Source organism: Planctomycetaceae bacterium (genome assembly GCA_021371795.1).
Lineage (GTDB): Bacteria > Planctomycetota > Phycisphaerae > Sedimentisphaerales > UBA12454 > UBA12454.
Genome location: JAJFVK010000015.1, coordinates 14,740 through 37,238, shown reverse-complemented (window position 1 = coordinate 37,238; position 22,499 = coordinate 14,740). Strand labels below are relative to the sequence as shown.

Here is a 22,499-nt window from a genome sequence, read left to right as displayed (position 1 = left end):
TATTGTTATCAACATTTATACACACTGTGAAACATTGTTTTTTTGCAGAGATTCCGTTTTTGCCCACAATAGCAGTGTCGAACTGAATACTACGGTAATACAACCCGCTTCCTGAAAGAGAACCGCTACTATAGGCGTAAGCATCCCAAAACCGGCAAGAATAAAACCGATTATATTGTAGAACATAGAAAAGAAGATATTGAGTTTAATACGCCTTAAAACCTTCTTTGACATATCCATGAAATTTACAACCTGGGATAAATCATCATTCATCAAAGTTATATCTGCTGTTTCAACAGCCACATCGGTTCCCGCTGCACCCATCGCAATGCCAACATCGGCCAAGGCTAATGCCGGTGCATCATTTATGCCATCGCCAATCATTCCGACAACATTTCCCTGTTTCTGCAATTTTTCCACATATTGCAATTTATGTTCCGGAAGAAGCTCGGCCTGAAAATCATCAACGCCGATTTCTTCTGCGACAGATTTAGCAACCCTTTGATTGTCTCCGGTAAGCATAATGATTTTTTTAATGCCCATGGCTTTCAGGGATGCAATAGCACGGGTAGTCTGGGGTCGAATCTCGTCAGCAATAGCAATCAAGCCAACCGGTTTCATATCATGGGCTACAAGAACAGTTTTTCTGCCCAGCTCGGTTTGCTCCGAAATCGCATATTCGATATGCTCGGCAACACAAACACCTTTGTCTTTCAAGAAATTATTATTGCCAACTAAAATTTCCTTACCATCTAATCGGGCAGTAACCCCCATTCCAACTTCAATGTTGAAATCATTGGGGTCAGGAACAATAATGCCGCACTCCTTTGCACGAGCCATAACAGACCTGGCCAATGGATGTTCTGAATACTTTTCAGCTATCGCAGCCAAACGGAGAACATCTTCTTCTGATATGTCTTCGAAAGCAATCACATCGACCACTTTCGGTTTTCCAAAGGTAAACGTGCCGGTCTTATCTACAAGAAGGACATCTATTTTTTGAGCAAGCTCCAGAAATATCCCGCCTTTAATAAGAACAGCATGGCGAGCCATATTAGATATGCCGGCAGTTACTGCCGTTGGGGTAGCAATCGCAAAAGCACATGGACAGGCAACTAAAAGAACCGAAACGGCAACTTTGACATTACCGGATATTAAGAAGGCTATGATTGCCAAGACCAGTACCGCAGGCAAAAACCATGTTGTGAAACGGTCGGCAAGATTTTGAATTGGAGCCTTTGTCCCTTGAGCTTGTTCTACAAGATGAACGATTCGGGCAAGTGTAGTATCGTTGCCAATCTTTGTAGTTTTAATTTCAAGTCGGCCTGTCTCATTCAGAGTCCCGCCATATACTTCGCTGCCCTTAAACTTTTCAACAGGCATTGACTCACCCGTAATGGGAGCTTGATTGACGCTGCTTTGGCCTGCTATCACAATACCATCGACAGGAATTCGACCTCCGGGTCTGACAACCGCAATATCACCAATTTGGATTTCGCTGACAGGAATATTAACTTCGTCATTATCGCGGCGTATCATTGCTGTTTTGGGCGTAAGATCCAGCAGGTTTCTTATGCTTCTGCGAGTTTTGTCAAGAGTATAAGACTCAAGCGCACCCGCTACTGCCATAATAAACACGATGACCGCTGCTGCCCGAAACTCACCAACTGCAATAGTGGCAATAAGAGCGACAGTTACAAATACATTGACAGTTATCTTCCGTTTGAAAATATCTTTGAAGCCGGTAACGAATCGCAGATACCCGCCGAACAGAGTAGCAAAAAGGGCTAAGCCCGCGTTCAGAAAATTTGGACATATTTCCCAATGTGCCAATGCCCAACTGGCCGCAATTAAAACGCCGACTGCACAAGGAACTATGCTAAGTACCGCTATTTCCCTGTATTTGGCAGCATTATCATTTTTTTTCATCGGATGAACTCTTTTTCTCACTCGTTTTTTTATCATCTTCCTTTGAAGAACCGCAGCAATCTCCGCCGCCACCGCAGCATCCGCCCGTCTTGGTCATAGATTCAAAAATTGTTTTCAATATGCCTTTTTTCTTTTTTTCTTTTTCCATTAGCTTTGACTCCTAAATAGTAATATTATTCTTAACTATCAGTTAAAAATACTTCAAAAATAATTTATGCTTTATTCCAAATTGTCCGGCAATCTTTCAACAAACTGCTTTATTTCGTCACGAACACGTCTATAAATATCCAAAGCCTGCTGCTCTGTTTTGGCGGTCTTTGCGAGTCTTGGCGGGTCATCGAAACCAACGTGCAAAATTTTAGTCTTACGCGCAAACATCGGGCAGCTTTCGTGTGCGTTATCGCAAACCGTAATCACATAATCAAAATCAATATCCTTTAACTCATCGACGTGCTTTGAATGATGAGCTGAAATATCCACACCGACCTCGGCCATAACCTTAACAGCGTTTGGATTCAAGCCGTGGGTTTCAATACCGGCTGAATACGGCTCAATAACCTCGCCCTTCAAATGCCGTGTCCATCCCTCGGCCATCTGGCTGCGACAGGAGTTGCCCGTGCAAAGAAAAAGTATTTTCAGCTTTTTCATTCCAAACCTAAAAAACTAAATTGAAAATATAACCAACAATCATAATTCCAAACGCAACGATGGCGAAGAATGTAATTACAAGTTTCGGTTTTAAAATATTTCGTAAAATAATCGCTTCGGGCAATGAAAGACCAATCACCGCCATCATAAACGCAAGCACCGTTCCCAACGCTGCGCCTTTTTCCAAAAGCGCTTTTACAATCGGAATAATACCGGCCGCGTTCGAATACATCGGCACACCAAACAACACCGCAAGCGGCACAGACCACCACGCGCCTTTGCCCATAAACGATGCCATAAAATCCTGCGGAACATAGCCGTGAATGCCTGCGCCAACAGCGATACCTAAAATTACGTAAATCCATACTTTTGAAACAATGTCGCGCACCGCGTGCAATCCATAATTAATCCTGTCCTGCCATGTCATTGCCGTGTCAGCGGAATTTTCGCCAACTTGAGTTTCAAATACCCATTTTTCAATGTGTTTTTCCATGTGCAATCTGCCGAGAATCCAGCCGGCGATAATCGCAATAGTCAGCCCAACTCCCACATACAACGCCGCGACTTTCCAGCCGAACATACCGAAAAGCAAAACCAGTGCAATCTCATTTATCATCGGCGCTGAAATCAAAAATGAAAATGTAACGCCAAGCGGAACGCCGGCGGTAACAAAACCAACAAACAAAGGAACCGCAGAACATGTGCAAAACGGCGTAACAATGCCGAGCAATGCGGCGAGAATGTTTCCAATAAATTCACTGTGAGAACTTAAAATAGCCCGCGTTTTTTCAGGCGTGAAAAAAGAACGGACAATGCCGACGCCAAACACAACTATCACAAGCAGCATCAATACCTTTGGCGCTTCGAATACGAAAAATTCAACCGCCGAAGCGAGATGCCCCTGCTCCATTTTCAGCAGTGAATATGTAAACCACTTCGCAAAGGCTGCGAGGTTCGAATAAACAAGCCACCAAAGAACAATTCCGAGGATTGGCAACAACAGCCATTTGAAAAATTTAGACTTCATAATACCTTCAAAAGCTTTTCACTATCTTTCGCTTCCTGTTTGAGACAATTCGTTATGCAATGGAAAAATTCCATAATACATTTAGCCTTTAAGCTATAAATCATATTCAAACCTTCCTTGCGGGATTCAAGAATTCCACAGGACTCCAGTATTGAAAGATGCTTTGAAACATTCGAACGTTCTGACGCGACATACTCGGCTATGTAACAGACACATTGTTCGCCATCTTTTAGAAAATCAAGTATCGCGATACGAACCGGATGCGCAAGAGCCTTCAAGATTTCAGCCTGTTTTTCATAAACCAGTTTTTTATGTTTTCTATCCATTTATACCTTACCTTTATATGACTATGTGATAACGTACTCACATAGTAACATACGAATTCGGAAGTTCAAGAAGATTTTTTCAAAAAAGGTAAAAAAAGATGTTAGCGTTAGACAAAAACGGAAAAACGGTGTCAGGAGTCATTTTTCAAGCTACCCTGCGATCTTATTGCAAGTGCAGCGCCGACAATAAGTAATATTCCGAAAAACCACTGCGGGGCAATCAGGCGTTCGCCAAACAACGGGCCGGAAACCAGCAGCACAAGAAACGGCTGGGCAAGCACAACCAGCGTTGGAATAGTCGAGCCAATTCTTTTTATCGATGCGTAAAATGTGATATGTGAGGTCGTAATACTTGTCAACGAACTTAAGATTAACAAGAACCAGATAAATGGCGAAAAGCCGGTGCATTGCGAAGGTTTGCCGAACCAGAAAGCCAAAATGCCAAGGCCTATCGCAGTGTAAACGGAAACTACCGCGAAACTCGCGGTCGAATCCTCGTTCTTGAGAAGCACCTTTATCGCGATTGTATAAACCGCCCAGCTAATCGCAAAGCCCAACGTTAAAACAATTCCTATCGCAGATGCCTTTGTCGAAAAATCCTGTTTGAAAAATGTAACGCCGATGATACCAATAATCACAATTATAAAAGATGCCCAGAATGCGGGACTTTTCAGCAACGGCCGTTCGTCAATAAAAAATATCATAGCTATACTTACAGTCCAAAGCACAGACGATTTCGACAGAAGCGTAACAAACGCAGGATTGATATAATAAAACGCCGAACCCCAGCAGCACTGCATAAAAATATTTATAATGGCAATTATCAATGCCTTTCGCCAAAGGTTTTTTGAATAGATATGTCTTTCTGAAGAAAACAACACAAACGGCAGCATAGTCAAAACAGCCGCGACATAGCGCAGGAAATTCTGCGTCCAAAAATCCATATACGGCGCAATGTACTTAATAATCAACGGACCCGGCACGCCGCTGAAAAGCGAAAGGAGCGTAAAAATCGTGCCGGCGATATAAAACTTTCTGTTTGTGCTTGTCATAATGTAAGAGTTTTAAGCCAATTATGAATTTTTTGTAAAATTTTCTTCAATCTGTTTTGCGGCATCCTGCAATTCACTGTTCCGCTTGGGTAATATTATATAAAGACCATCATTGATATATATCAAAAGATAGTTTTTATTTTTCTTCAACTTAAAAATATCTTTATAAAGCATCTTAGCATTAGACATCTCTGTGGATCTTGTAAAAAAATCCTTATCCAAAAACAGGTCTATTTCACCACCCTTTAACTTTGTTTGTTTTCCCAACTTATTCATCGAATACATTGGCCAAATATAAATAGAAAACAAAACATAAATCGCAGCAACAATCATAGACAATGACGTCTTTCCGAAACCTTTTCGTGATAACTCTAAATAAATCACAAATAATGCTATCAGCATAAAAACCATTCCCAAAACAGCGTAAACCTTTCTCGGTTTGATATGTAAAAGATATGCTTTATACTGGTCTCTACTTGACACACTGTATTTCATTTGCTCATCCTTATTTAGTAAAACCGCGTGTTTTAATGAACCCTGCCGTGGTGACGGCAGGGCTAAACGACGTGGATTCCCGCCTGCGCGGGAATGACACGGCTAACAATTTATTGTTTTCGTAAACCCTTTCGATGATTCAAATTTATATTTTCCAATCGTAACATTATCATTCTCAATCTCAATTTCAATTTGCTGGGACGGATTGCGTTTATGAATAATATTCGCAAGCGTAATCGCTTTTTCAATGCCATCGGCTCTTTCAAAATTCGCAACCTCATCCGGTTGTGCTAATCTTTGGCCGTCATAAATAGATTCGTTCGGCATACTTTGCAGCCAATCGTAACACTCATCTATCGATTTATCTTTTGTCCTCTCTATCGAAACGGGGCTGCGCTCTATCGCTGATTTGATAAACGGCTGCCAATCACAAGTTGTCATATCGCGGTATGCGTAGAACGCTAAATCGGCAGTAACATTTTTATCTCTCATATTTTTAAGATAATCTATAATCTGTTCCCTGCTCATATCGGGTGTGATTTTTATCGGTTCGTTTGAAATATACGTTTTATCATTGCCCGGCAGTTGCGGGGCTATGTGTAAAAAGTCGTACAGTTCGGCGACGAATTTTTTACTATCGGGAATATACTCGGCAAACGCGGCGGCAATATCTTCCCTGCCCTTTTCGGTTTCTATATCGGGATTTTTCTTTCGCATAAACTCGGCAAACTGGTCGCAGCGGATTCGGCCGGGGAACGGTACGCTTGAATATTCGCCATCGAAAACTTCCTCTAAAAGCTGCTTGTGCGTGCAGTCTGTAAGTTTTACCGGCTTTAAATGCTCATAAGTGAAAAGCTCCTCTGCTTTGATGAACTGAATATTCGAATGGCAGAATCGGCAGAACTGGAAATATTTTCTATACCTCGACTCTGCGCGGAGGAAATTGACCATCGTCGCGGGCGTTAGAGTGGTTTTCAAAAAGCCTGAAAGTTTATCTTTAAAGCCTGTGTAAATATTTTTGTCAATCGTCGCATCATTATAAAGGCAGTGAATCAGGCCGGTGGTGTGGGCGACAACAGTTATCTGCTCGTTGCGCAGGGCTCGCTGGGCTTTATTGGAAAGCTCGGTGCCGTTGAACCACATCGATTTTGTTACTAATCTTCTGTTGTTTGTAATGACGCCTTCGTTTATGTCGATAAAATTCTGCGAATGCAAAGGCGTTAAAACCATATAAATATCTTCAAGCGGAATGCCGCAGACAATAAACGCCGCGGCGGCATAAAGCGTTGAAAGAGAAACGCATTCGCCTGCGCCTGACTTATAACCTTTTTTATATTTAAAGGCGTTCATCGCTTCGACGGTTTCAGTTTTCCAATACGGGATTATGTCTGTGGTATATTTATCGAGGCCGAAGTGCTTGCGAATATCGACATCGTAATAATATGAATCGCCCTCGTAACCGAAGAGCGCGTTACTCTTTGCTATTTGCTCCGGCGGAAGGATTTTTTCGAATCTTTTTGTTTCCGTATCTTTATTCGTCAGTCCCCATGTTTCAAGGTCGAGATTAAACTCAAACTCGTCCATAATAAACTGACGCAGCCGCATCAGCTTTTTATACGGGTCTTTGCCATTGAGTTTTTTGAAGCAGTCTTCTTCCCGCCACTTCCAGATGAGCGGACTCATTATATTGGCCAGCAGCAGCGAATACATCAGCTCCGGAAAAACGAAAATTTCCATATCCGCCAATGTGAACGCTGAAGAATATTTTTCCAATTCAGTGTTTTTCATAATTATATCCTGAAAATAGACGGATAAATTTTAGGCTGAAGTGTGCGGAAATGCAATAAGATTAGTGAAGGTCTGATAATATGTTTGATTTTGAAATGCGGCGCAAAAAACCGGCCCCGACCTAAGACCGAACAGTGACCTTATGGCCGGGGCCTACATTGGGTGATGCTTCATTCATTAGCAGATTATTCCAATATAGTCAAGGACTATTGCTTCCGAAAATCAACCGGCACTAACACTGCCGGTGCAAATCTCCGTAAGGAGAAAATATTTTATAACTTTCATGGCATTGCCACGATTATAAATCTAAAGGGTTACAACCTTCTATCACTGTCCAGTCATAACCCTTCATTTGGGAGGAGGAGAAAACTCTTTTTGAGCGATCCGCCTGGTTTCCCATATCCAAACGGACGTTATAATTATCACGGTAAAACCGTGTTTGCTCTCGAGTTGGGCGGACTTTTCATCACTGTCCAGTCTGCCCATCTCATTTGGGAGGAGGAGAAAACTTCCTGAGCCCTATGTTCTCATGACGCGAGGTCATGCTTGCTCGCCGGAGGGTCGCAACCTATTTATCACTGTTCAGTCACAACCCACCTTTGGAGGAGGAGAAGAAGTTATTGTTTCTTTTCTCTACGCTCCCTCCCTATAACTAAGTGCTTTGCGGTCTGACAAGCCGGGTCCATATCACTGTTCGGTCTTTGGCCCGTGTCAAGACAGACGGGTCTTAATCGTCTGCAATAGCACAGAGTTTCTGTATTTCTTTGGTGCTTTCAATTCCGAGGACTTCAACAACTGTTCGCCTTAAAATGTTATCATCAACATCATCATTCAGAACCGCTGTTACGCCAATGCTTCTTGCTGAAATTTCCTGTTCAATATTGTTTGAATCAACCAGAGCGATAACAGGCAAATAAGGTTTCGCCAATCGCAGGTTTCGCAGGAACTTTCCAGCCGGTGCATCCGGCAGCTTCCACAAACTTATAACACCATCGACACTTTCATTTTTCAAAGAACGACCGGCTTCAAAACCAGTCTCACTATAAAGCACCCGTATGGGTAAGGCTTTTAAAGCGTTGTTTCTGCCTTCACATCCCAAAACCAAAACGTTTGCCTTTACAAGGGCGAGCATAGCAACCTTCTTTCTCAAAGCGACTTCTTTCCGCCCTCGACTTACTACTAAAGCAACGTGCGTGCCAGAGCGGAAAACAATTTTTAAAATTTTTTATCTCTTTTAAACACAAAGACTTATGAAATGTAAAAATTTTCGTCTCAAAAACCAGCACAACCTTGTGAGTTACCATTATGGATGCTTTTTTTGAGAGTTTTTTTCGTAATCCGCGGCAGTTACAACGTTTATTTCGCAACAACCACTTTGGCTGGGGGCGACCATTTTGGACGTTCTAAAATGTTTAATCGCTGATTTCGCAGATTACACTGATAAAATAAGCATAAAAAAAATGCCATCAGGTTTTTCAACGAGATGGCAGTGGAATTTTTTAACGCAATGTAGAATTTACATTGCGGAATCTTTTTCGATAACTTTTTGCCTTTGGGCTTTTCTGAAATCGTCGAGCTTCTTCGCAATCTTTTCATCAGCGAGAGCGAGAATCTGAATTGCGAAAACAGCAGCGTTTGTCGCGCCTGCTTTACCAATCGCCATTGAAGCAACGGGAACGCCCGGCGGCATTTGAACAGTACTTAACAACGCATCGATACCCGCGGGGCCCTCGGCAGCGGCGAGCGGAACGCCAATAATCGGCAGTGCCGACCTTGCGGCAAGAGCACCGGCCAAATGAGCGGCCATACCGGCGGCGGCAATGATAATCTTTATGCCGTTCTTCGCGGCGGACTCGGCAAACTCGACGGCAATGTCAGGCGTTCTGTGAGCTGAAATAATACGAACTACCGGCTCAATGCCGAAATCCTTCAGCTTATCAATGCAGGACTTCATCACAGGCATATCCGAATCTGAACCCATTACTACCGCGACCGTCTTGTTATTTGCCATTGTATTTTTCCTTATTTCCGCATTCTACAACTGAATTAACCACGAATTAACACGAATAAACACTAATTATAAATACAAATTTCTGCTTTGTAAAAAACAGGTGGATTCCCGCTTTCGCGGGAATGACAACTTATGTATAATATAATTGGTTATAATAATAGTTTCAAGTGCGGAGTAATAATTATGACAGCCAGAAAACCCATAGTTGCCGACCAGTTTTATCCCGGCAGCGAAGAAGAATGTCGAGCCGAACTGGAATATTACACAGAAAACAGGCCGATTACAGGCAAGCTGCCAGACAAAATCGTCGCGGGCATCGTTCCGCACGCAGGCTGGGTCTTCAGCGGAGACCTTGCGGGGATGGTTTTTAAGGCAATTCAGAAAGTCAATCAAACCGTCGATACGTTTGTCATCTTCGGCGCGACACACAGCCATATCAGCTCGACCGCGGCAGTCTATGACAAAGGCAGTTGGCTGACGCCGATGGGGAAAATTAAAATCGATGAAGAATTCGCGGCCGAGATTCTGAAAAACAGCAAAACCGCAAAATCAAATCCCGATGCGCACAATTATGAGCACAGTATCGAAGTGCAGATTCCCTTTATCCAATACCTTTTCCCAAATGCGAAAATTATTCCGATTATGACATCGCCCGCCGAATACGCGATTGCACTCGGCACAGAAATCGGCGAATTTATCAAAAACGCCGGCGGTAAAAAAATCGTTTGTATCGGCTCGACCGATTTGACGCATTACGGGCCGAAGTACGGTTTTAATCCCAAAGGCAACGGAGCTAAAGGAATCGACTGGGCGAAAAATGTAAATGACCGAAACTTCATCGACCTTGCGATTGAAATGAACGCAGAGAAACTGCTCAACGAATCAATGGAAAACCAAAACGCCTGCGGGCCGGGAGCAACGGCTGCGACAATTAACGCGGCAAAAGCACTCGGCAAAACAAAAGGCATACTGCTTGCGCATACGCACAGCAATGAGGTAATGGAAAGAAAATACCACCAAACCAGTGAAGAGAGCGTCGGTTATGCCGCGATTATTTTTTAGCCACGGAGATTTATTTTTTTTATAGCCACAGAGAACACCCTCTCTGATTTTTGCTTTCAAGGTGCAAAAATCCTAAAGAATCGAGGGCTTTCGCTTCGCTTCAGCAGAGAACACAGAGATACTTATTACTCAACTTTCATTGAGTTGATTATAACTGTTTCGACAGGAACATCGCCTGGTTTGGTTTTTACTGTTGCGATTGCATCAACAACATCCATACCCTCAACGACTTTGCCGAAAACGGCATAGCCCGCGTCACGAACGCCATAATCGAGGAAATCGTTATCTGCGTGATTGATGAAGAATTGCGATGTTGCACTGTCTGGGTCTGATGTTCTGGCCATAGCGAGTGTGCCGCGCAGGTTTTTCAGGCCGTTTTTCGATTCGTTGACAATCGAAGGATTCGTCTGCTTTGGCCGCATATCGGCTGTCATTCCGCCACACTGAATCATAAAGCCCTTTATAACACGATGGAAAATTGTGCCGTCATAAAAATTGGCGTTTACATATTTGAGGAAATTTTCGCACGTAACAGGAGCTTTTTCCTGATTAAGTTCAACGACAATATCGCCCTTACTGGTAGAAATTCTTACTTTTACTGCTTTGCTTTGTACCATTGTATTTCCGTCCTTTTGATTAATATTCTGGTCTTTTTTATCACAACCTGATTGTAAAAACATACAAGCGACAAATAAAATTGCCGAAACCTTAAAAACTGCCTTGCTTACCATTTTTTCATCCTTAAAAAAACAATTCCGTATTTTTATAACATTTTTGAGGTATTTAGCAACCTTTTTTGGCTTTTCAAGAACGTGATTTTATGCTATATTTCGCTAACCAAATTTTAATCTAATATTAACAATTCCTTACACTCATAATACAGGATACTTATGGACGGTAAACTTATAGCAGAAATGATTTGTACCATCGTCGGCGGGCTTGGCATATTTCTTTTCGGGATGATGAGCATATCCGAAGGCATGCAGGCGGTAGCCGGCGAAAAATTACGCAAACTTATTCACGCTGTAACAAATAACCGTTTTGTCGCATGTGGAGTCGGCGCTGTCGTTACGTCAATAATCCAATCAAGCTCCATCACAACCGTAATCGCTGTCGGTATGGTCAGCGCAGGCATAATGACGCTGACGCAGGCAATCGGCGTAATTTTCGGTGCAAATATTGGAACAACTATCACGGCGTGGATTCTTGTTATAGATATCGGCAAATACGGCCTGCCGATGCTCGGCGTTTTCGCGATTATTTATCTGTTCTCTAAAAAAGAAGGTCTCCGATATACCGCGATGGCGATTATGGGTCTTGGCATGGTGTTCTTCGGACTGGAACTGATGAAAAATGGTTTCGCTCCTTTGAAGGAATTTCCGGGATTCACGGCATGGTTTTCAAGATTTTCGCCGGATTCATATTTCGGTGTAATCAAATGCATACTTGTGGGAACTACTGTAACGGCCGTCATTCAGTCATCCTCGGCAACGGTAGGCATCACAATGGGTCTGGCCTTTAACGGCATTATCGACTACCCTACCGCAGCAGCACTGGTAATGGGGCAAAATGTAGGCACGACAATAACAGCATTTCTGGCATCCATAGGAACAACTCCAAACGCAAGAAGAGCAGCTTGGGCACATATACTTTTTAACATAATCGGTGTCCTGTGGATGATTCCATTTTTCTTCCTGTACATCAAAGGCATTGAAGCATTTGTAGGCTGGCAAAGCGGAATAGATGTAACCACAGCGGTTGTAAAGAATGGCGTAACAACCTATCCGGACACAATGGAAGCAATCGCTATAACACATACATTTTTTAATATATTCAACACAATCGTCTTCATGCCTTTTGTGCAGCCGCTGGCTAATCTGCTAAACCGTATAATTCCAGAAAAAGTAAAACCCTCAAGACCCAAATTAACGGCTTTGGACGCAAGACTATTCGAGGCACCTGCCCTGGGGATTGAACAATCGCAGCAGGAAGTAATCAGAATGGGCAAAATGATCGCAGATACGATGAAGGTCCTAAAAGAAATAATTACCACAGGAGGCGGCACAAAAGAAAAACAGGAATATATCTTCCAAAACGAAAGAGAAATGGATGTAATACAAAAAGAAGTTGTCGAATTCGTCGGGCATATAATGACAGGCATCATTCCGCGAGATGTCGCGGCACGTGCAAGATGGCAGATAAGAATCGCAGATGAATACGAATCGATAAGCGATTACATTACCAATATCCTTAAATTCAACCTGAAACTCAAGGACGAAGAACAGCATATAACCGAAGAAGGCCAAAAAGCCATTCTCGACCTGCACAACAATGTTGATGATTACATTACATTTATTAACGATGCGGTAGTTAATTCAAATGGCGAAATCCTGACAGAGGCCGACGGCAAAGGAAAATTCATCACCAGTCTTATGAAAAAATACCGCGCCGAACACATCGAACGTGTCGAAAGCGGACTGGCTACGCCTGTCAAGAGTCTTATCTTTACCGATATGCTCAACGCATACAGGCGAATCAAAGACCACGGTTTGAATATCGCCGAAGTTTTGGCAGGCGAGAAATAGTCTATGGTCTTATGCAGCCTTTTTTAAGGATGATATTCGCATAAGGCGAAGTTTCACTCGTCGCAACAACAGCATAGGCTTCCTGTGTGCGTTCGTAAAAATCCATTCTTTCAACATATTCGAAATCTTTGAATTTTTCGCCGCTTGCCTTGATAATTTTTCTGTATTCGTTCCAAATCGTCGGTTTGGCTTTATCGCCGGGTACAATCTCCATCAGCGCAACAGGACTTTCGACGTAGCCGTCCAGCGGAAACAGCTTCAAAACCGCTTTCAGAAGTTCTGATATGCCATTGCCATCGTATCGCAGCAGTCTTTCGGTGTTAGAAGCGGCGGGAAAATTACAATCGGCAAATACAATTTCGTCACCGTGCCCCATTTCGGCTAAAATCTTCAATAAATCGGGCGAAATAATCGCAGGTATTCCTTTAAGCATAGTTCTTGCTCCTGAAAAATAAAAATATATAATACATTATATGATAACAATAATCGACTATAAAGCCGGAAATTTGACGAGCGTTCAGCTTGCTTTCGAGAGCATCGGCCAAAAGGTAAAAATTACCGACAGGCCGGAAGATATACTCCGCGCGGAAAAAATAGTGTTCCCCGGCGTAGGAGCCGCACAATCGGCAATGGACAACCTCAAAAACCTGAAACTAATCGACCCTATCCGCAAAGTAATCGCCGACGGCATCCCGTTTTTGGGAATATGTATCGGTATGCAGCTTTTGTTTGAATCCAGCGAAGAAGACGGCGGCACAAAATGCCTTGGCATCCTGCCGGGACAAGTGAAAAAATTCATCTGTGCTGACAAGACTTTTAAAATTCCGCAAATCGGCTGGAACACCGTAAAATTTATGCCCCCACACCCGCACCCGATTTTTAACGGCATCGAAGACCAAAGCGAATTTTATTTTGTTCACAGCTTCTATCCTTCGTGCAGCGATAAAAATTTCATACTCGGACAGAGCGAATATTCAAACGCAACTTTCGCCAGCGCGGCCGGGACAAAAAATTTCGCGGCCGTACAATTCCACCCCGAACGGTCGGGACGAATCGGTTTGAGATTGCTTGAAAATTTCAGCAGATGGGATGGCAAATGCTGACGAAAAGAATTATACCATGTTTGGATGTGCGAAATCGCAAAGTTACCAAAGGCGTTAAATTTCAAAATAATATCGACCTGGGCGACCCGATTGAAATGGCTGTTGCGTACAGCGATGGCGGCTGCGATGAACTCGTGTTCTACGATATAACCGCTTCTGCCGAGGGCAGGCCTATCGATATCGAAATGGTACGCGAGGTCGCAAGGGCGGTGCATATACCGTTCGCTGTCGGCGGCGGAATAAAAAATCTTGAAGATATGCGGCGGGTACTTTTGGCAGGCGCGGAAAAAGTCAGCGTAAATTCGTTGGCAGTTCGCAATCCGCAAATTATCGCAGACGGTGCAAAGCAGTTCGGCGCACAATGTATCGTGCTCGGAATGGACCCGGTCAAAGTCGAAAAAAGCGAAAAATTCCCAAGCGGCTACGAAATTACCACGCAAGGCTTTCGCACGAGAACGGGCATAGACGCCCTGCAATGGGCAAAACAGGCTGAAGACCTCGGCGCGGGCGAAATTGTGGTAAACAGCGTTGACGCGGACGGCACACAGTCAGGTTTTGAAATCAACCTTACAAGGATGATTTCCGAAAACGTCGGCATACCTGTCGTCGCAAGCGGAGGTGCAGGCGTTTGTCAACACCTGACCGATGTATTTAAAGACGGCAAAGCTGATGCGGCAATTATTGCGAGTATGATTCATACCGGCAAATTTACTATCAAGCAAATAAAGGATGAATTAATTCAGGCAGGAATACCGATTCGAAAAAAATGGTAAAAATTAGGGTATAGGGGACAGGGTATAGGGTTTAGTTAAGGAAAAAAATATGGAAACCTGTAATAAACCAATAAGTGTGGTTTCTCCGGTGGGCGAGGCTATTGAGAAAACCAAACAATTATTGTTCAAGCCATTCAATTTGGAAAAATGGTTTGTAATCGGATTTTGTGCGTGGCTGGCAACTTTGTTCAACAGCGGCCCCAGCTTCCCAAATTTAAATTTCAGCAATCATCAGGACGCCGGGCAGGAATGGTCAAAAGCTTCGGAATTTATCCACCAAAACATTCTGTTAATCGGTATCGCTGGTTCAGTAATCGCTCTGTTTATTATCACCTTCTTACTTGTTCTGCTCTGGCTGAACTGCCGAGGGCATTTTATGTTTATCGATTGTCTGGCAAAAAATAAAGCACAGATTGCCGAACCGTGGAAAAATTACAAACAGCAGGCAAATAGTTTATTCCGGTTCCGTTTGGCTTTAGCAGTATTAAGCACTTTCATTATTATGCTGCTTGTTGTCCCAATAGGAATATTATCTTTTGCTTTTCACGCTAAAAATTTGACTCTTGCCCCATTTATTATTCTGATTTGTCTTATCGTTTTATTTGTTATCATCGCGGCCATATTTTTTGGACTTATAAAAGCAGTTACGATGGATTTCGTCGCGCCAGTAATGTACATACACAAACTCAAAACCGTTGAAGCATGGAAACAATATATGCCTGTCTTCAAAGAACATTTCTGGAAGACTATTCTTTATATGCTCTTTAAATGGCTGATATTGATTGTGGTCGGCACGATGGAACTGGTGATTTTCCTTCTTGGCTGCTGTATGTGCTGCGCAAGTATTCTGCTGATGATACCGTACATTGGTACAGTTATATATCTGCCCTTCATAAGCTTTATGCGGCTTTATCCATTATGCTTTTTAAAACAATTTGGCGATGCTTATGACGTTTTCGTCAGTAGACAATTTTCTGGCCTTTAAGCATACTAACAACGGCGGTAGCGAATCTGTCGCTGACTCTGGCGTTTCCATAGTTCGACGAAGTTTCTGCACTGTCGCCTGCGGTGATTAGATTGCCGTCAATCACAAGCGGATTTCTCTGCCATATTGCGCCGGCCTGGTTTATTTTATTACGCTGCGATACTGAAGAAGTTATATTTTTGTTTCTGACTATCCCGGCGTTTGAAAAAAACGCGGGAGCATCTGAAATGGCGGCAAGGATTTTTCCCGCTGAATGAGCCGAACGCACCAAATTTAAAATATCCCTGTTATATAAATAATCGCCTCCAATACCGCTGCCGCTGATAAATACAAACGCGTCATAATCCTGAATCTTTAAATCCCTGACAAGAATCGTCGAAGTGATAATGTTTCTCTGAACGCCGCCTCTTTGTATGCCTTTAATATCAGCCAGAACGGTACTTGCGATAACCGGGTATATCCCCTCTTTGACAAGTGCCTGCTGAATACCGTAATAGTCCGTCTCATTAAAATAACGGCTCGGCACTATAATAGCGATATGCTTTGAACGCATATCAGCAACAGACGCCATGGGCTGCACAGCGGAAGTATTGGCTATCACCGGCAAAAGATTCGATTCCTCCATCGGCCTGCCGACAGGAACCAAATACAGCACGTCAAGATTTTCCGGGAGTTTGCAAATCTGCGCAATGGTTTTGGCATCCATAACGCCGATGGGCACAGACCCAAGACCAAGCGTTACGGCCTGCAAATGGATATTCTGCGCAATATGCCCCGTTTCGATATAAGTAAATTTTTCGCCCCGGTTGCGATATTTCGCTTCTACTTTTTTGGAGTTTCCGGCAATCATAAAAGTACAGGGCGCTTTCTGCACGACTCTTTGATTAAAAGATGAGCTGAAAACAGAATATCTCAAATCTTTTCCAATAACCAATGACAATTCGTGTTTCTGGGGCTGATAAAGATACAAACCTTCCGGCAGTAAAACATACAACTGAATCGGATATACCGCACCGGCCGAGGGAGCTGTCCTGAACTCTTTATTCGGTTCGGTTATCCCCTGCGCAGCCCAACACAATTGTCCGATTTGATTTATCGTCAAAGGCTCATCAGTAAACTCACGTATACTTCTGCGATGCATAAGAGCCTGCTCAAACGAAACAGAACTATTGGTCTGCGGCTTGGGCAGCTTAATCACAGCCGCCGGTGCAGTCGAAGAGCCTGTGCCTGCTGTGTCTTGAGAAAAACCAATACTTGAGCAAACAGCCAATAAGACAAAAATTAAAATATTTTTCTTCATTTTAATTCCCTTAAAATCAATCTTCATCTTTTTCTATGGAAGTAACCGCTCCGCACTTCTTGTGCGCATTTATTAAATGCAAATTACGAATATATATAAAAATATTCAGTACAAAGCCAAGCATAATAATCGGCTCCTGCCTGTGGAAACTGTAAACGAGCATAATAAGGCTGCCGACCAGCGAAAGATACCAGAACGATACAGGAACGTGCGATTGTTTTTTTAATTCGCTGGCAATCCATTGCAGAATAAACCTTCCGCCAAATGTAAACTGCCCTGCCAGTCCCAAAATTGTCCACAAAATCGGCTCGGACGTCAACTCCTTAACCAATGAATCAAACATACATACTCCAGAAATAAATTCATTGGTCTATGATACCTTAATATGATATAAAAACAACAATTTCCCGATAACCATAATTATGAAATTATCCAAAGAAAAGAAGTTTTTTACCGCTGTACTGCTATTTTACTGGGTCGGCCTGATTGTCGCTACGCATATTCCTGTCCCTATGTGGGTTAGGGGTATGGGCGTAAGCGATAAAACTATGCACGTTGCGGCATATATAGTGCTGACGCTTCTTCTGTGGCTGGCTTTCTGGTTCGATATTAAGGCAAACTGGCGTAAATTCCAGCCTTGGTTAATTTTGGTTGTTATCTTCTTACACGGCGTCGCGGATGAATTGACACAGCATTTTATAGCAGGCCGTTCCACTGACCCCGCCGACCTTTGTGCCGATATGCTCGGCGCAGCGGCGGCGATGGTAATTATCACATTTTTCACGGGCTATAATGCCGTAATGGCTCTAACAGTAATCGGCCCTGTGTTTTTACCAGCAATAGTCAAAGCCGGCATTACAAAACACAATTCACCACTTGAATCTGTCCTCTATATATTTGTCTATGCAATAGTAGCTGTTGCGTGGATGTGCTATTTAGAATTGATACTAAAAATAAAGCTTAAAAAATTTAAACGCTTCCTCTTATATATGGTATTGCCAACAGCTTCTTTAAGTTTTGTTATAATATATGCCCTACTCACAAATAAACCTATTAGCGCGTACAGCATAGGTGGTTCTGTCGCAATTATCCTTATGACGGTAATAGAGCGGGTAGCAACTATTCCGGGCCGTAAGTCCTGAACGGTTCATTCAACGGATAATCGGCTGCGATTTCTTCATAGTCATCGAACCAACAGGCCTTCGGATTACTTTTTAAAATCATAAATTTGCCGCTATCGGCATCATTGGCGGCTCGGTGGTATTTCATATAAACATTATATTCTGTTTTGCCGATGATTTCGATTTTTCCGCTTGAATGACTCATCACATATCTGGCGCGTTTGGCAAGACCTGAAACGTTCGCCTTTGCTCTTTCGACGATGTTATAGCCTTCTTCAATCGGCACGGTAAACATTTTGTTTCCGCTGGCGGGTCTGCACTGGAAAATATAATACGGAATCACGCCGCAAAACGAAAGTTCCTGAAGCAGTTTTGAAAGCACTTCTGGCTTATCGTTTATGCCTCGCAAAAGCGGAACCTGATTTGTCATTCGCACGCCCGCCTTTTGAACCATATTGCAGGCTTCAACCGCAATATCCGTAAGTTCATTCGGATGTACAAAATGCGTCATCATATAAATTTTTTTGCGTGCGGTAGTATATTTTTCAAGTAATTTCAACAAATCAGAATCTTCTGTAATTCTGTAAGGATAATAAACCGGCACTCGCGTTCCTATGCGGATAATGCGGACGTGTTCAATCTGCCGAAGTTTCGAGATTATTTCTTCAAGCCGTTCTGTCGGCAGTGTCAGCGGGTCGCCGCCGGTAAGCAGCACGTTTGTGATTTCCGTATGCTGCTCAATATACTTCATCGCCGCCGATAAATCCTGCAAACAATCTTTCGATGACTCGTGGAATACTCGTTTGCGGAAACAATAACGGCAAATACCCGCACAAACATTACTGACCAGCAGCAGAGCCGTCGTATTATATTTGTGCTCAAGGCCGGGCATTATCGTATATTGATGCTCATTCGACGGGTCGAGTCTGCCCCAACGCTCCATCTCATTGGGATTCGGTATCACTAGTTTTCTAATCGGGTCGTCAGGGTCGTCCCAATTTATTAGAGAAAGATAGTATTCATTAGCCATAAAGGGGTATTTTTCCGCAACATTTTGGCATTCGATGTAATCGCTCTCTGAAAGACCGACAACATCTTTGAGATTTGTAACATAATTGATTTTCGACAAAATTTCTGCCTTCATTGGTACCTCATGTTTTAAAAACCAACCAAAAAAGCAGCCGGACACCTTGCCCGCCCCTTAATCAGATATGTTTATAGTACGAAAGAAGTGCGACTAAAAGAAGATTTTTTTTGAAAATTTTTAAAAAAAACAAAAAATTTTATTTTATTTTCAGTTTGTAAAGCGGGTCGCCGATAAGAACCATCTGCCAGGAATTGTATGGATTAGTTCTATAATATGCCTCCACTAAACTTTTTCCATCGAGCAGTTCAGTGAAAAAATTTGTCGGCAGCGGAAACGAATGCAGATAAGGCTCATCGACCGGCCCCATTGTTGCCGTTATGCCATCAACAAGCATAGCCGGACACCAATTCGAACTCAACGCATTGCGCAAATCCATCGCTTCAAAACTTGCGATGTGAAAACCAATCGCGCCGGGCACAAAATCAAAAGCATCGATATATCTTTTAACGCTGTACCAGCCGCAATACAGGGCTGTTTGAGGACATTGGCCTTCGGCAAAAAGTTTTGATGTATTTTCAAAAACAACCGGCATCGTAATGCGACTCTTCAGCATTTTGACCAGCGTATTAAGATTTCTGTCGTAATACTCATACGAATACGGCGAAAGCTCGCCGGTGATATTCATTCCTCTTGCGTCAACATACGCAGTGCCTGAAAGACCATTTTTCTCGGCATATATTGCCTTGTCAATCAGGCCTGCGGCAATCTTTTCGGACGGACCATCAAGCCGGCAAACCATCAGCGTATCTGACGGAAGAAATAAAAGCGAATCCTTCAGTTCATTCGGCTGCCAGCGATATAAATCATAACTCTCAAACATCACCATCGATAATTCACTATCAACAGAAGCGCCGGTTTCCTTGCCCTGGCATCTGTCCATATCGGATTTCAGATTTGCAATAACTGTTCGCAAACCGGCCAAACTTTCCAACGCGGGATAAAAATTTTCGTCTATTTTTTTCGCTATCGGCCATTTCTCATCCTGTGCTTTTTTCACAAGCAGGTCATTTTTATACAACTCGCTTTTTTCCGACGGACTCTGGAAATATGTGTTGCCCGGCAGAGTTTTCGCCTGCTGCGAAGCATATATAGAACCGTAAACAAGCTTAAAAAACACAAGCAATTCATCGTACTGGCTGTTTCGCAAGTCCCCCTGGTCAACGTATTTTATTCTGTTCAGCGTTTCTTTGACGTCGTTGTCGAGGCTTTTCAAAATATCATCGCAGGATTTTTGCTGCGCGATATCGCCGGGGTTAACCATTTCCTTTCTGCCAAGCTGACTCAACTTCTGATACGCCGTTCTTAAATCTGCTTCTTTGCGGTAATACATCCCAGAAAGCTTTGAGCCAAGTTCAGCGGAATTCGGCGAAGGCGCCGCTGCGCTGACCTTAATTGGAACACCATAAACCGTTAAAAGGCATCTAATCTCGTCCGGCTTTCTGTTATTTCGGATTTCATTCCGAATGGCAGGAGCAAGAATAGTATCGTAATTCTGTCTGGTTATGTATTCAGAAAGAGTTTTGCCCAAAGGAATCTTCAAAATATTTTTTTGTGGAACCGCTCGCTGTTGGCAGTAATATTTAGCAAGCCCAACAGACTCATTAACATCGGAGTTTGCAACTATTAATATTTGAGCCGGCTCAAGCGCAAGACACACAGACGCCTGACATATAAATAGAGACAAGATAAAAATTTTCTTAATGAGTTTCACCTCTGGTGTCCTGTTTTTCTGAATATTTTTTCTCATAAATGCTTTTGCCTGTAAAAACCTGTAATATTGTTATTAATACTATTTTAAAATCAAGCAGAAACGAAACATTCTGCACATATTCAACATCATACGCCAGTTTTTGTTCTATTGTCAGTTCGCCCCTGCCGCTGATTTGGGCAAGACCTGTCAGGCCGGGTTTGACGAGCAGCCGTTTTTTCTGTTCATCGTTCCATTCGGCCATTTGAGCCATATACAAAGGCCTTGGACCGACAAGGCTCATATCGCCTTTTATTACGTTAAACAACTGCGGCAGTTCATCCAGCGACGATTTACGCAGAAAAATGCCGATTTTTGTAAGTCTTGGGTCTTGTCCTGATTTGGGACTTGGGCCAAACGGGTCAACTTCCATTTTCATTGTACGAAATTTATAAAACGTAAATGGCTTTCCGTCTTTGCCTGCTCGCGTTTGTTTAAAAATCGCAGGCCCCCTGCTGCTGATTCTTATTAAAATAATCACCAGTAAAAATACCGGCAGCAAAATAATAACTGCAATTAAAGCCGGCAGAAAATCAAACAAATTTTTAAAAAATCTATACATCAATTTTCTTCAGCAAATCATTCAGTTTCGCAATCGAATCAATTTCGTATTGTGCATCTGCATCTTTTGAGGAAGCCGGACTTTTATGAATTCCATTGCTTCGTACAAGTCTTATAGTTTTAAAGCCCATCCGATTCGGTGCGATAAAATCCTTTTCAAGATTATCACCAACATAAACAGCCTCGGCGGCATTGATTTTTAATTCATCGAGCAACTTTTCAAAACCTTTTGGTGAAGGCTTCCAGAATTCCGTGCCGAGTTTTTCAGTATAAATGATAGAATTAAAAAAAATCTCGATACCAAGAGCTTTTACTTTATATTCCTGTCCCGGCAGCCAGCCGTCTGTTATCAATCCGAGTTTATACAACTTTTTCAAATCTGCTAAAACCAGTCTGCTGTCGGCAGGCAGAACAATGTCCGGTTTATGATTGCGGAAAACAGACACCAGCAGCTTTATATATTGCTCGTCAAATTTTATTCCAAGTTTTTCGGCTGCGGCGTTAAATGTATCCTTGCGAGTACCGCTACTGAAAAGTTCCCACATTTTTCCGAATACAGATTGAGTGTTTAACTGAAAATCTTTTGCTATCTTATCGGCAATTACGGAGAAACCGCTTTTGTAGTAATCCGCCTCGTCATAAAGGGTATCATCCATATCAAAAGCAATACATTTTATCATTTAAAAAACCTGCCAAAATAGCCGATAATTACATAGTAAACATTATCTGGACAAAAGTCCCATAATCAGTTAGACTTTTGCTAACTTTTTTAGGTGCGATAACTTATGGTAAATCAGAGAACGGCAAAAAGCAAGGGTTTTAATATACTCTTTACCTGC

The 22,499-nt window shown here is 42.7% G+C and carries 24 protein-coding genes; 6 read left to right on the top strand and 18 right to left on the bottom strand.

What is annotated here, in order from left to right; all coding sequences use genetic code 11:
- Positions 1 to 15: 15 nt before the first annotated feature.
- The 10 genes from LLF92_07845 to purE all read right to left on the bottom strand — a co-directional run bounded on the left by LLF92_07845 (position 16) and on the right by purE (position 9,276).
- Positions 16 to 1,929 carry a cation-translocating P-type ATPase gene (locus LLF92_07845; GenBank protein MCE5341025.1) on the bottom strand — a complete coding sequence of 638 codons (1,914 nt, stop codon included), beginning with the start codon at positions 1,927 to 1,929 and terminating at the stop codon, positions 16 to 18.
- Positions 1,916 to 2,077, bottom strand: coding sequence for a hypothetical protein (locus LLF92_07840; GenBank protein MCE5341024.1), 162 nt, complete (start codon positions 2,075 to 2,077; stop codon positions 1,916 to 1,918). Before LLF92_07840 ends, LLF92_07845 begins: the two co-directional genes overlap by 14 nt.
- A 71-nt stretch (positions 2,078 to 2,148) precedes the next feature.
- On the bottom strand, positions 2,149 to 2,577 hold the full coding sequence (locus LLF92_07835; protein ID MCE5341023.1) for an arsenate reductase ArsC: 429 nt from the start codon (positions 2,575 to 2,577) through the stop codon (positions 2,149 to 2,151).
- A gap of 7 nt (positions 2,578 to 2,584) precedes the next feature.
- The gene (locus tag LLF92_07830; GenBank protein ID MCE5341022.1) at positions 2,585 to 3,604 is read right to left on the bottom strand and encodes a permease; all 1,020 of its coding nucleotides are present in this window, start codon (positions 3,602 to 3,604) and stop codon (positions 2,585 to 2,587) included.
- The gene (locus tag LLF92_07825) at positions 3,601 to 3,930 is read right to left on the bottom strand and encodes a metalloregulator ArsR/SmtB family transcription factor (GenBank protein ID MCE5341021.1); all 330 of its coding nucleotides are present in this window, start codon (positions 3,928 to 3,930) and stop codon (positions 3,601 to 3,603) included. The genes LLF92_07830 and LLF92_07825 overlap by 4 nt, the downstream gene beginning before the upstream one ends.
- Before the next feature lie 131 nt (positions 3,931 to 4,061).
- Positions 4,062 to 4,982 carry a DMT family transporter gene (locus tag LLF92_07820; GenBank protein ID MCE5341020.1) on the bottom strand — a complete coding sequence of 307 codons (921 nt, stop codon included), beginning with the start codon at positions 4,980 to 4,982 and terminating at the stop codon, positions 4,062 to 4,064.
- A gap of 21 nt (positions 4,983 to 5,003) precedes the next feature.
- On the bottom strand, positions 5,004 to 5,477 hold the full coding sequence (locus tag LLF92_07815) for a YcxB family protein (GenBank protein MCE5341019.1): 474 nt from the start codon (positions 5,475 to 5,477) through the stop codon (positions 5,004 to 5,006).
- A gap of 102 nt (positions 5,478 to 5,579) precedes the next feature.
- A complete protein-coding gene (locus LLF92_07810) occupies positions 5,580 to 7,265 on the bottom strand; it encodes a hypothetical protein (GenBank protein MCE5341018.1) in 1,686 nt (561 codons plus the stop codon).
- Between the two features lie 727 nt (positions 7,266 to 7,992).
- Positions 7,993 to 8,415: a hypothetical protein gene (locus LLF92_07805; protein MCE5341017.1), complete on the bottom strand. Its 423-nt coding sequence runs from the start codon at positions 8,413 to 8,415 to the stop codon at positions 7,993 to 7,995.
- Between the two features lie 366 nt (positions 8,416 to 8,781).
- On the bottom strand, positions 8,782 to 9,276 hold the full coding sequence (gene purE / locus LLF92_07800; protein MCE5341016.1) for a 5-(carboxyamino)imidazole ribonucleotide mutase: 495 nt from the start codon (positions 9,274 to 9,276) through the stop codon (positions 8,782 to 8,784).
- A 183-nt stretch (positions 9,277 to 9,459) separates the two neighbouring features.
- Here purE and amrB point away from each other — a divergent pair, with 183 nt between their 5' ends.
- Positions 9,460 to 10,338 carry an AmmeMemoRadiSam system protein B gene (amrB, locus tag LLF92_07795; protein MCE5341015.1) on the top strand — a complete coding sequence of 293 codons (879 nt, stop codon included), beginning with the start codon at positions 9,460 to 9,462 and terminating at the stop codon, positions 10,336 to 10,338.
- 125 nt (positions 10,339 to 10,463) lie between these two features.
- Here amrB and LLF92_07790 read toward each other — a convergent pair whose 3' ends face one another.
- Positions 10,464 to 10,955, bottom strand: coding sequence for a peptidylprolyl isomerase (locus tag LLF92_07790; GenBank protein ID MCE5341014.1), 492 nt, complete (start codon positions 10,953 to 10,955; stop codon positions 10,464 to 10,466).
- A 273-nt stretch (positions 10,956 to 11,228) separates the two neighbouring features.
- Between LLF92_07790 and LLF92_07785 the strand changes: the two genes are divergently transcribed.
- The gene (locus tag LLF92_07785; GenBank protein MCE5341013.1) at positions 11,229 to 12,923 is read left to right on the top strand and encodes a Na/Pi cotransporter family protein; all 1,695 of its coding nucleotides are present in this window, start codon (positions 11,229 to 11,231) and stop codon (positions 12,921 to 12,923) included.
- Position 12,924: 1 nt separating this feature from the next.
- Here LLF92_07785 and fucU read toward each other — a convergent pair whose 3' ends face one another.
- Complete coding sequence (gene fucU / locus LLF92_07780) at positions 12,925 to 13,356, bottom strand: L-fucose mutarotase (GenBank protein ID MCE5341012.1); 432 nt, start codon at positions 13,354 to 13,356, stop codon at positions 12,925 to 12,927.
- 40 nt (positions 13,357 to 13,396) lie between these two features.
- On the opposite strand from fucU, the gene hisH reads away from it, so the two are divergent.
- From hisH to LLF92_07765, 3 genes are read left to right on the top strand one after another with little or no spacing between them, the layout of a single operon-like run.
- A complete protein-coding gene (gene hisH / locus LLF92_07775; protein MCE5341011.1) occupies positions 13,397 to 14,026 on the top strand; it encodes an imidazole glycerol phosphate synthase subunit HisH in 630 nt (209 codons plus the stop codon).
- A complete protein-coding gene (gene hisF, locus LLF92_07770; GenBank protein ID MCE5341010.1) occupies positions 14,020 to 14,799 on the top strand; it encodes an imidazole glycerol phosphate synthase subunit HisF in 780 nt (259 codons plus the stop codon). Before hisH ends, hisF begins: the two co-directional genes overlap by 7 nt.
- Before the next feature lie 49 nt (positions 14,800 to 14,848).
- The gene (locus tag LLF92_07765) at positions 14,849 to 15,784 is read left to right on the top strand and encodes a hypothetical protein (GenBank protein ID MCE5341009.1); all 936 of its coding nucleotides are present in this window, start codon (positions 14,849 to 14,851) and stop codon (positions 15,782 to 15,784) included.
- On the opposite strand, the gene LLF92_07760 is transcribed toward LLF92_07765, so the two are convergent.
- Both LLF92_07760 and LLF92_07755 read right to left on the bottom strand, forming a co-directional pair.
- Positions 15,759 to 17,084 carry a SagB family peptide dehydrogenase gene (locus LLF92_07760; GenBank protein ID MCE5341008.1) on the bottom strand — a complete coding sequence of 442 codons (1,326 nt, stop codon included), beginning with the start codon at positions 17,082 to 17,084 and terminating at the stop codon, positions 15,759 to 15,761. The two genes, LLF92_07765 and LLF92_07760, sit on opposite strands and share 26 nt — an antisense overlap.
- Before the next feature lie 16 nt (positions 17,085 to 17,100).
- Positions 17,101 to 17,427 (bottom strand): lipid-A-disaccharide synthase N-terminal domain-containing protein, encoded by a 327-nt coding sequence (locus LLF92_07755; GenBank protein ID MCE5341007.1) that lies wholly within the window; start codon positions 17,425 to 17,427, stop codon positions 17,101 to 17,103.
- Between the two features lie 79 nt (positions 17,428 to 17,506).
- Here LLF92_07755 and LLF92_07750 point away from each other — a divergent pair, with 79 nt between their 5' ends.
- Positions 17,507 to 18,226, top strand: coding sequence for a VanZ family protein (locus LLF92_07750; GenBank protein MCE5341006.1), 720 nt, complete (start codon positions 17,507 to 17,509; stop codon positions 18,224 to 18,226).
- Here the strand turns inward: LLF92_07750 and LLF92_07745 are convergent.
- From LLF92_07745 to LLF92_07730, 4 genes are all read right to left on the bottom strand, one after another.
- Positions 18,204 to 19,349, bottom strand: a complete 1,146-nt coding sequence (locus LLF92_07745; protein MCE5341005.1) for a KamA family radical SAM protein — start codon at positions 19,347 to 19,349, stop codon at positions 18,204 to 18,206. The genes LLF92_07750 and LLF92_07745 overlap by 23 nt on opposite strands.
- Positions 19,350 to 19,488: 139 nt before the next feature.
- On the bottom strand, positions 19,489 to 21,099 hold the full coding sequence (locus LLF92_07740; GenBank protein ID MCE5341004.1) for a TIGR03790 family protein: 1,611 nt from the start codon (positions 21,097 to 21,099) through the stop codon (positions 19,489 to 19,491).
- Positions 21,050 to 21,661, bottom strand: coding sequence for a sugar transferase (locus tag LLF92_07735; GenBank protein ID MCE5341003.1), 612 nt, complete (start codon positions 21,659 to 21,661; stop codon positions 21,050 to 21,052). The genes LLF92_07740 and LLF92_07735 overlap by 50 nt, the downstream gene beginning before the upstream one ends.
- Positions 21,654 to 22,340 (bottom strand): HAD family hydrolase, encoded by a 687-nt coding sequence (locus LLF92_07730; protein ID MCE5341002.1) that lies wholly within the window; start codon positions 22,338 to 22,340, stop codon positions 21,654 to 21,656. Before LLF92_07730 ends, LLF92_07735 begins: the two co-directional genes overlap by 8 nt.
- Positions 22,341 to 22,499: the final 159 nt, after the last annotated feature.

Coding starts and splice junctions, on each gene's coding strand:
- LLF92_07810 (MCE5341018.1), bottom strand. CDS start 7,265: ATGAAAAACACTGAATTGGAAAAATATTCTTCAGCGTTCACATTGGCG.
- LLF92_07845 (MCE5341025.1), bottom strand. CDS start 1,929: ATGAAAAAAAATGATAATGCTGCCAAATACAGGGAAATAGCGGTACTT.
- hisF (MCE5341010.1), top strand. CDS start 14,020: ATGCTGACGAAAAGAATTATACCATGTTTGGATGTGCGAAATCGCAAA.
- LLF92_07825 (MCE5341021.1), bottom strand. CDS start 3,930: ATGGATAGAAAACATAAAAAACTGGTTTATGAAAAACAGGCTGAAATC.
- LLF92_07815 (MCE5341019.1), bottom strand. CDS start 5,477: ATGAAATACAGTGTGTCAAGTAGAGACCAGTATAAAGCATATCTTTTA.
- LLF92_07820 (MCE5341020.1), bottom strand. CDS start 4,982: ATGACAAGCACAAACAGAAAGTTTTATATCGCCGGCACGATTTTTACG.
- LLF92_07755 (MCE5341007.1), bottom strand. CDS start 17,427: ATGTTTGATTCATTGGTTAAGGAGTTGACGTCCGAGCCGATTTTGTGG.
- fucU (MCE5341012.1), bottom strand. CDS start 13,356: ATGCTTAAAGGAATACCTGCGATTATTTCGCCCGATTTATTGAAGATT.
- purE (MCE5341016.1), bottom strand. CDS start 9,276: ATGGCAAATAACAAGACGGTCGCGGTAGTAATGGGTTCAGATTCGGAT.
- LLF92_07790 (MCE5341014.1), bottom strand. CDS start 10,955: ATGGTACAAAGCAAAGCAGTAAAAGTAAGAATTTCTACCAGTAAGGGC.
- LLF92_07840 (MCE5341024.1), bottom strand. CDS start 2,077: ATGGAAAAAGAAAAAAAGAAAAAAGGCATATTGAAAACAATTTTTGAA.
- LLF92_07750 (MCE5341006.1), top strand. CDS start 17,507: ATGAAATTATCCAAAGAAAAGAAGTTTTTTACCGCTGTACTGCTATTT.
- LLF92_07745 (MCE5341005.1), bottom strand. CDS start 19,349: ATGAAGGCAGAAATTTTGTCGAAAATCAATTATGTTACAAATCTCAAA.
- LLF92_07740 (MCE5341004.1), bottom strand. CDS start 21,099: ATGAGAAAAAATATTCAGAAAAACAGGACACCAGAGGTGAAACTCATT.
- LLF92_07830 (MCE5341022.1), bottom strand. CDS start 3,604: ATGAAGTCTAAATTTTTCAAATGGCTGTTGTTGCCAATCCTCGGAATT.
- LLF92_07730 (MCE5341002.1), bottom strand. CDS start 22,340: ATGATAAAATGTATTGCTTTTGATATGGATGATACCCTTTATGACGAG.
- LLF92_07765 (MCE5341009.1), top strand. CDS start 14,849: ATGGAAACCTGTAATAAACCAATAAGTGTGGTTTCTCCGGTGGGCGAG.
- LLF92_07835 (MCE5341023.1), bottom strand. CDS start 2,577: ATGAAAAAGCTGAAAATACTTTTTCTTTGCACGGGCAACTCCTGTCGC.
- LLF92_07760 (MCE5341008.1), bottom strand. CDS start 17,084: ATGAAGAAAAATATTTTAATTTTTGTCTTATTGGCTGTTTGCTCAAGT.
- amrB (MCE5341015.1), top strand. CDS start 9,460: ATGACAGCCAGAAAACCCATAGTTGCCGACCAGTTTTATCCCGGCAGC.
- LLF92_07785 (MCE5341013.1), top strand. CDS start 11,229: ATGGACGGTAAACTTATAGCAGAAATGATTTGTACCATCGTCGGCGGG.
- LLF92_07735 (MCE5341003.1), bottom strand. CDS start 21,661: ATGTATAGATTTTTTAAAAATTTGTTTGATTTTCTGCCGGCTTTAATT.
- hisH (MCE5341011.1), top strand. CDS start 13,397: ATGATAACAATAATCGACTATAAAGCCGGAAATTTGACGAGCGTTCAG.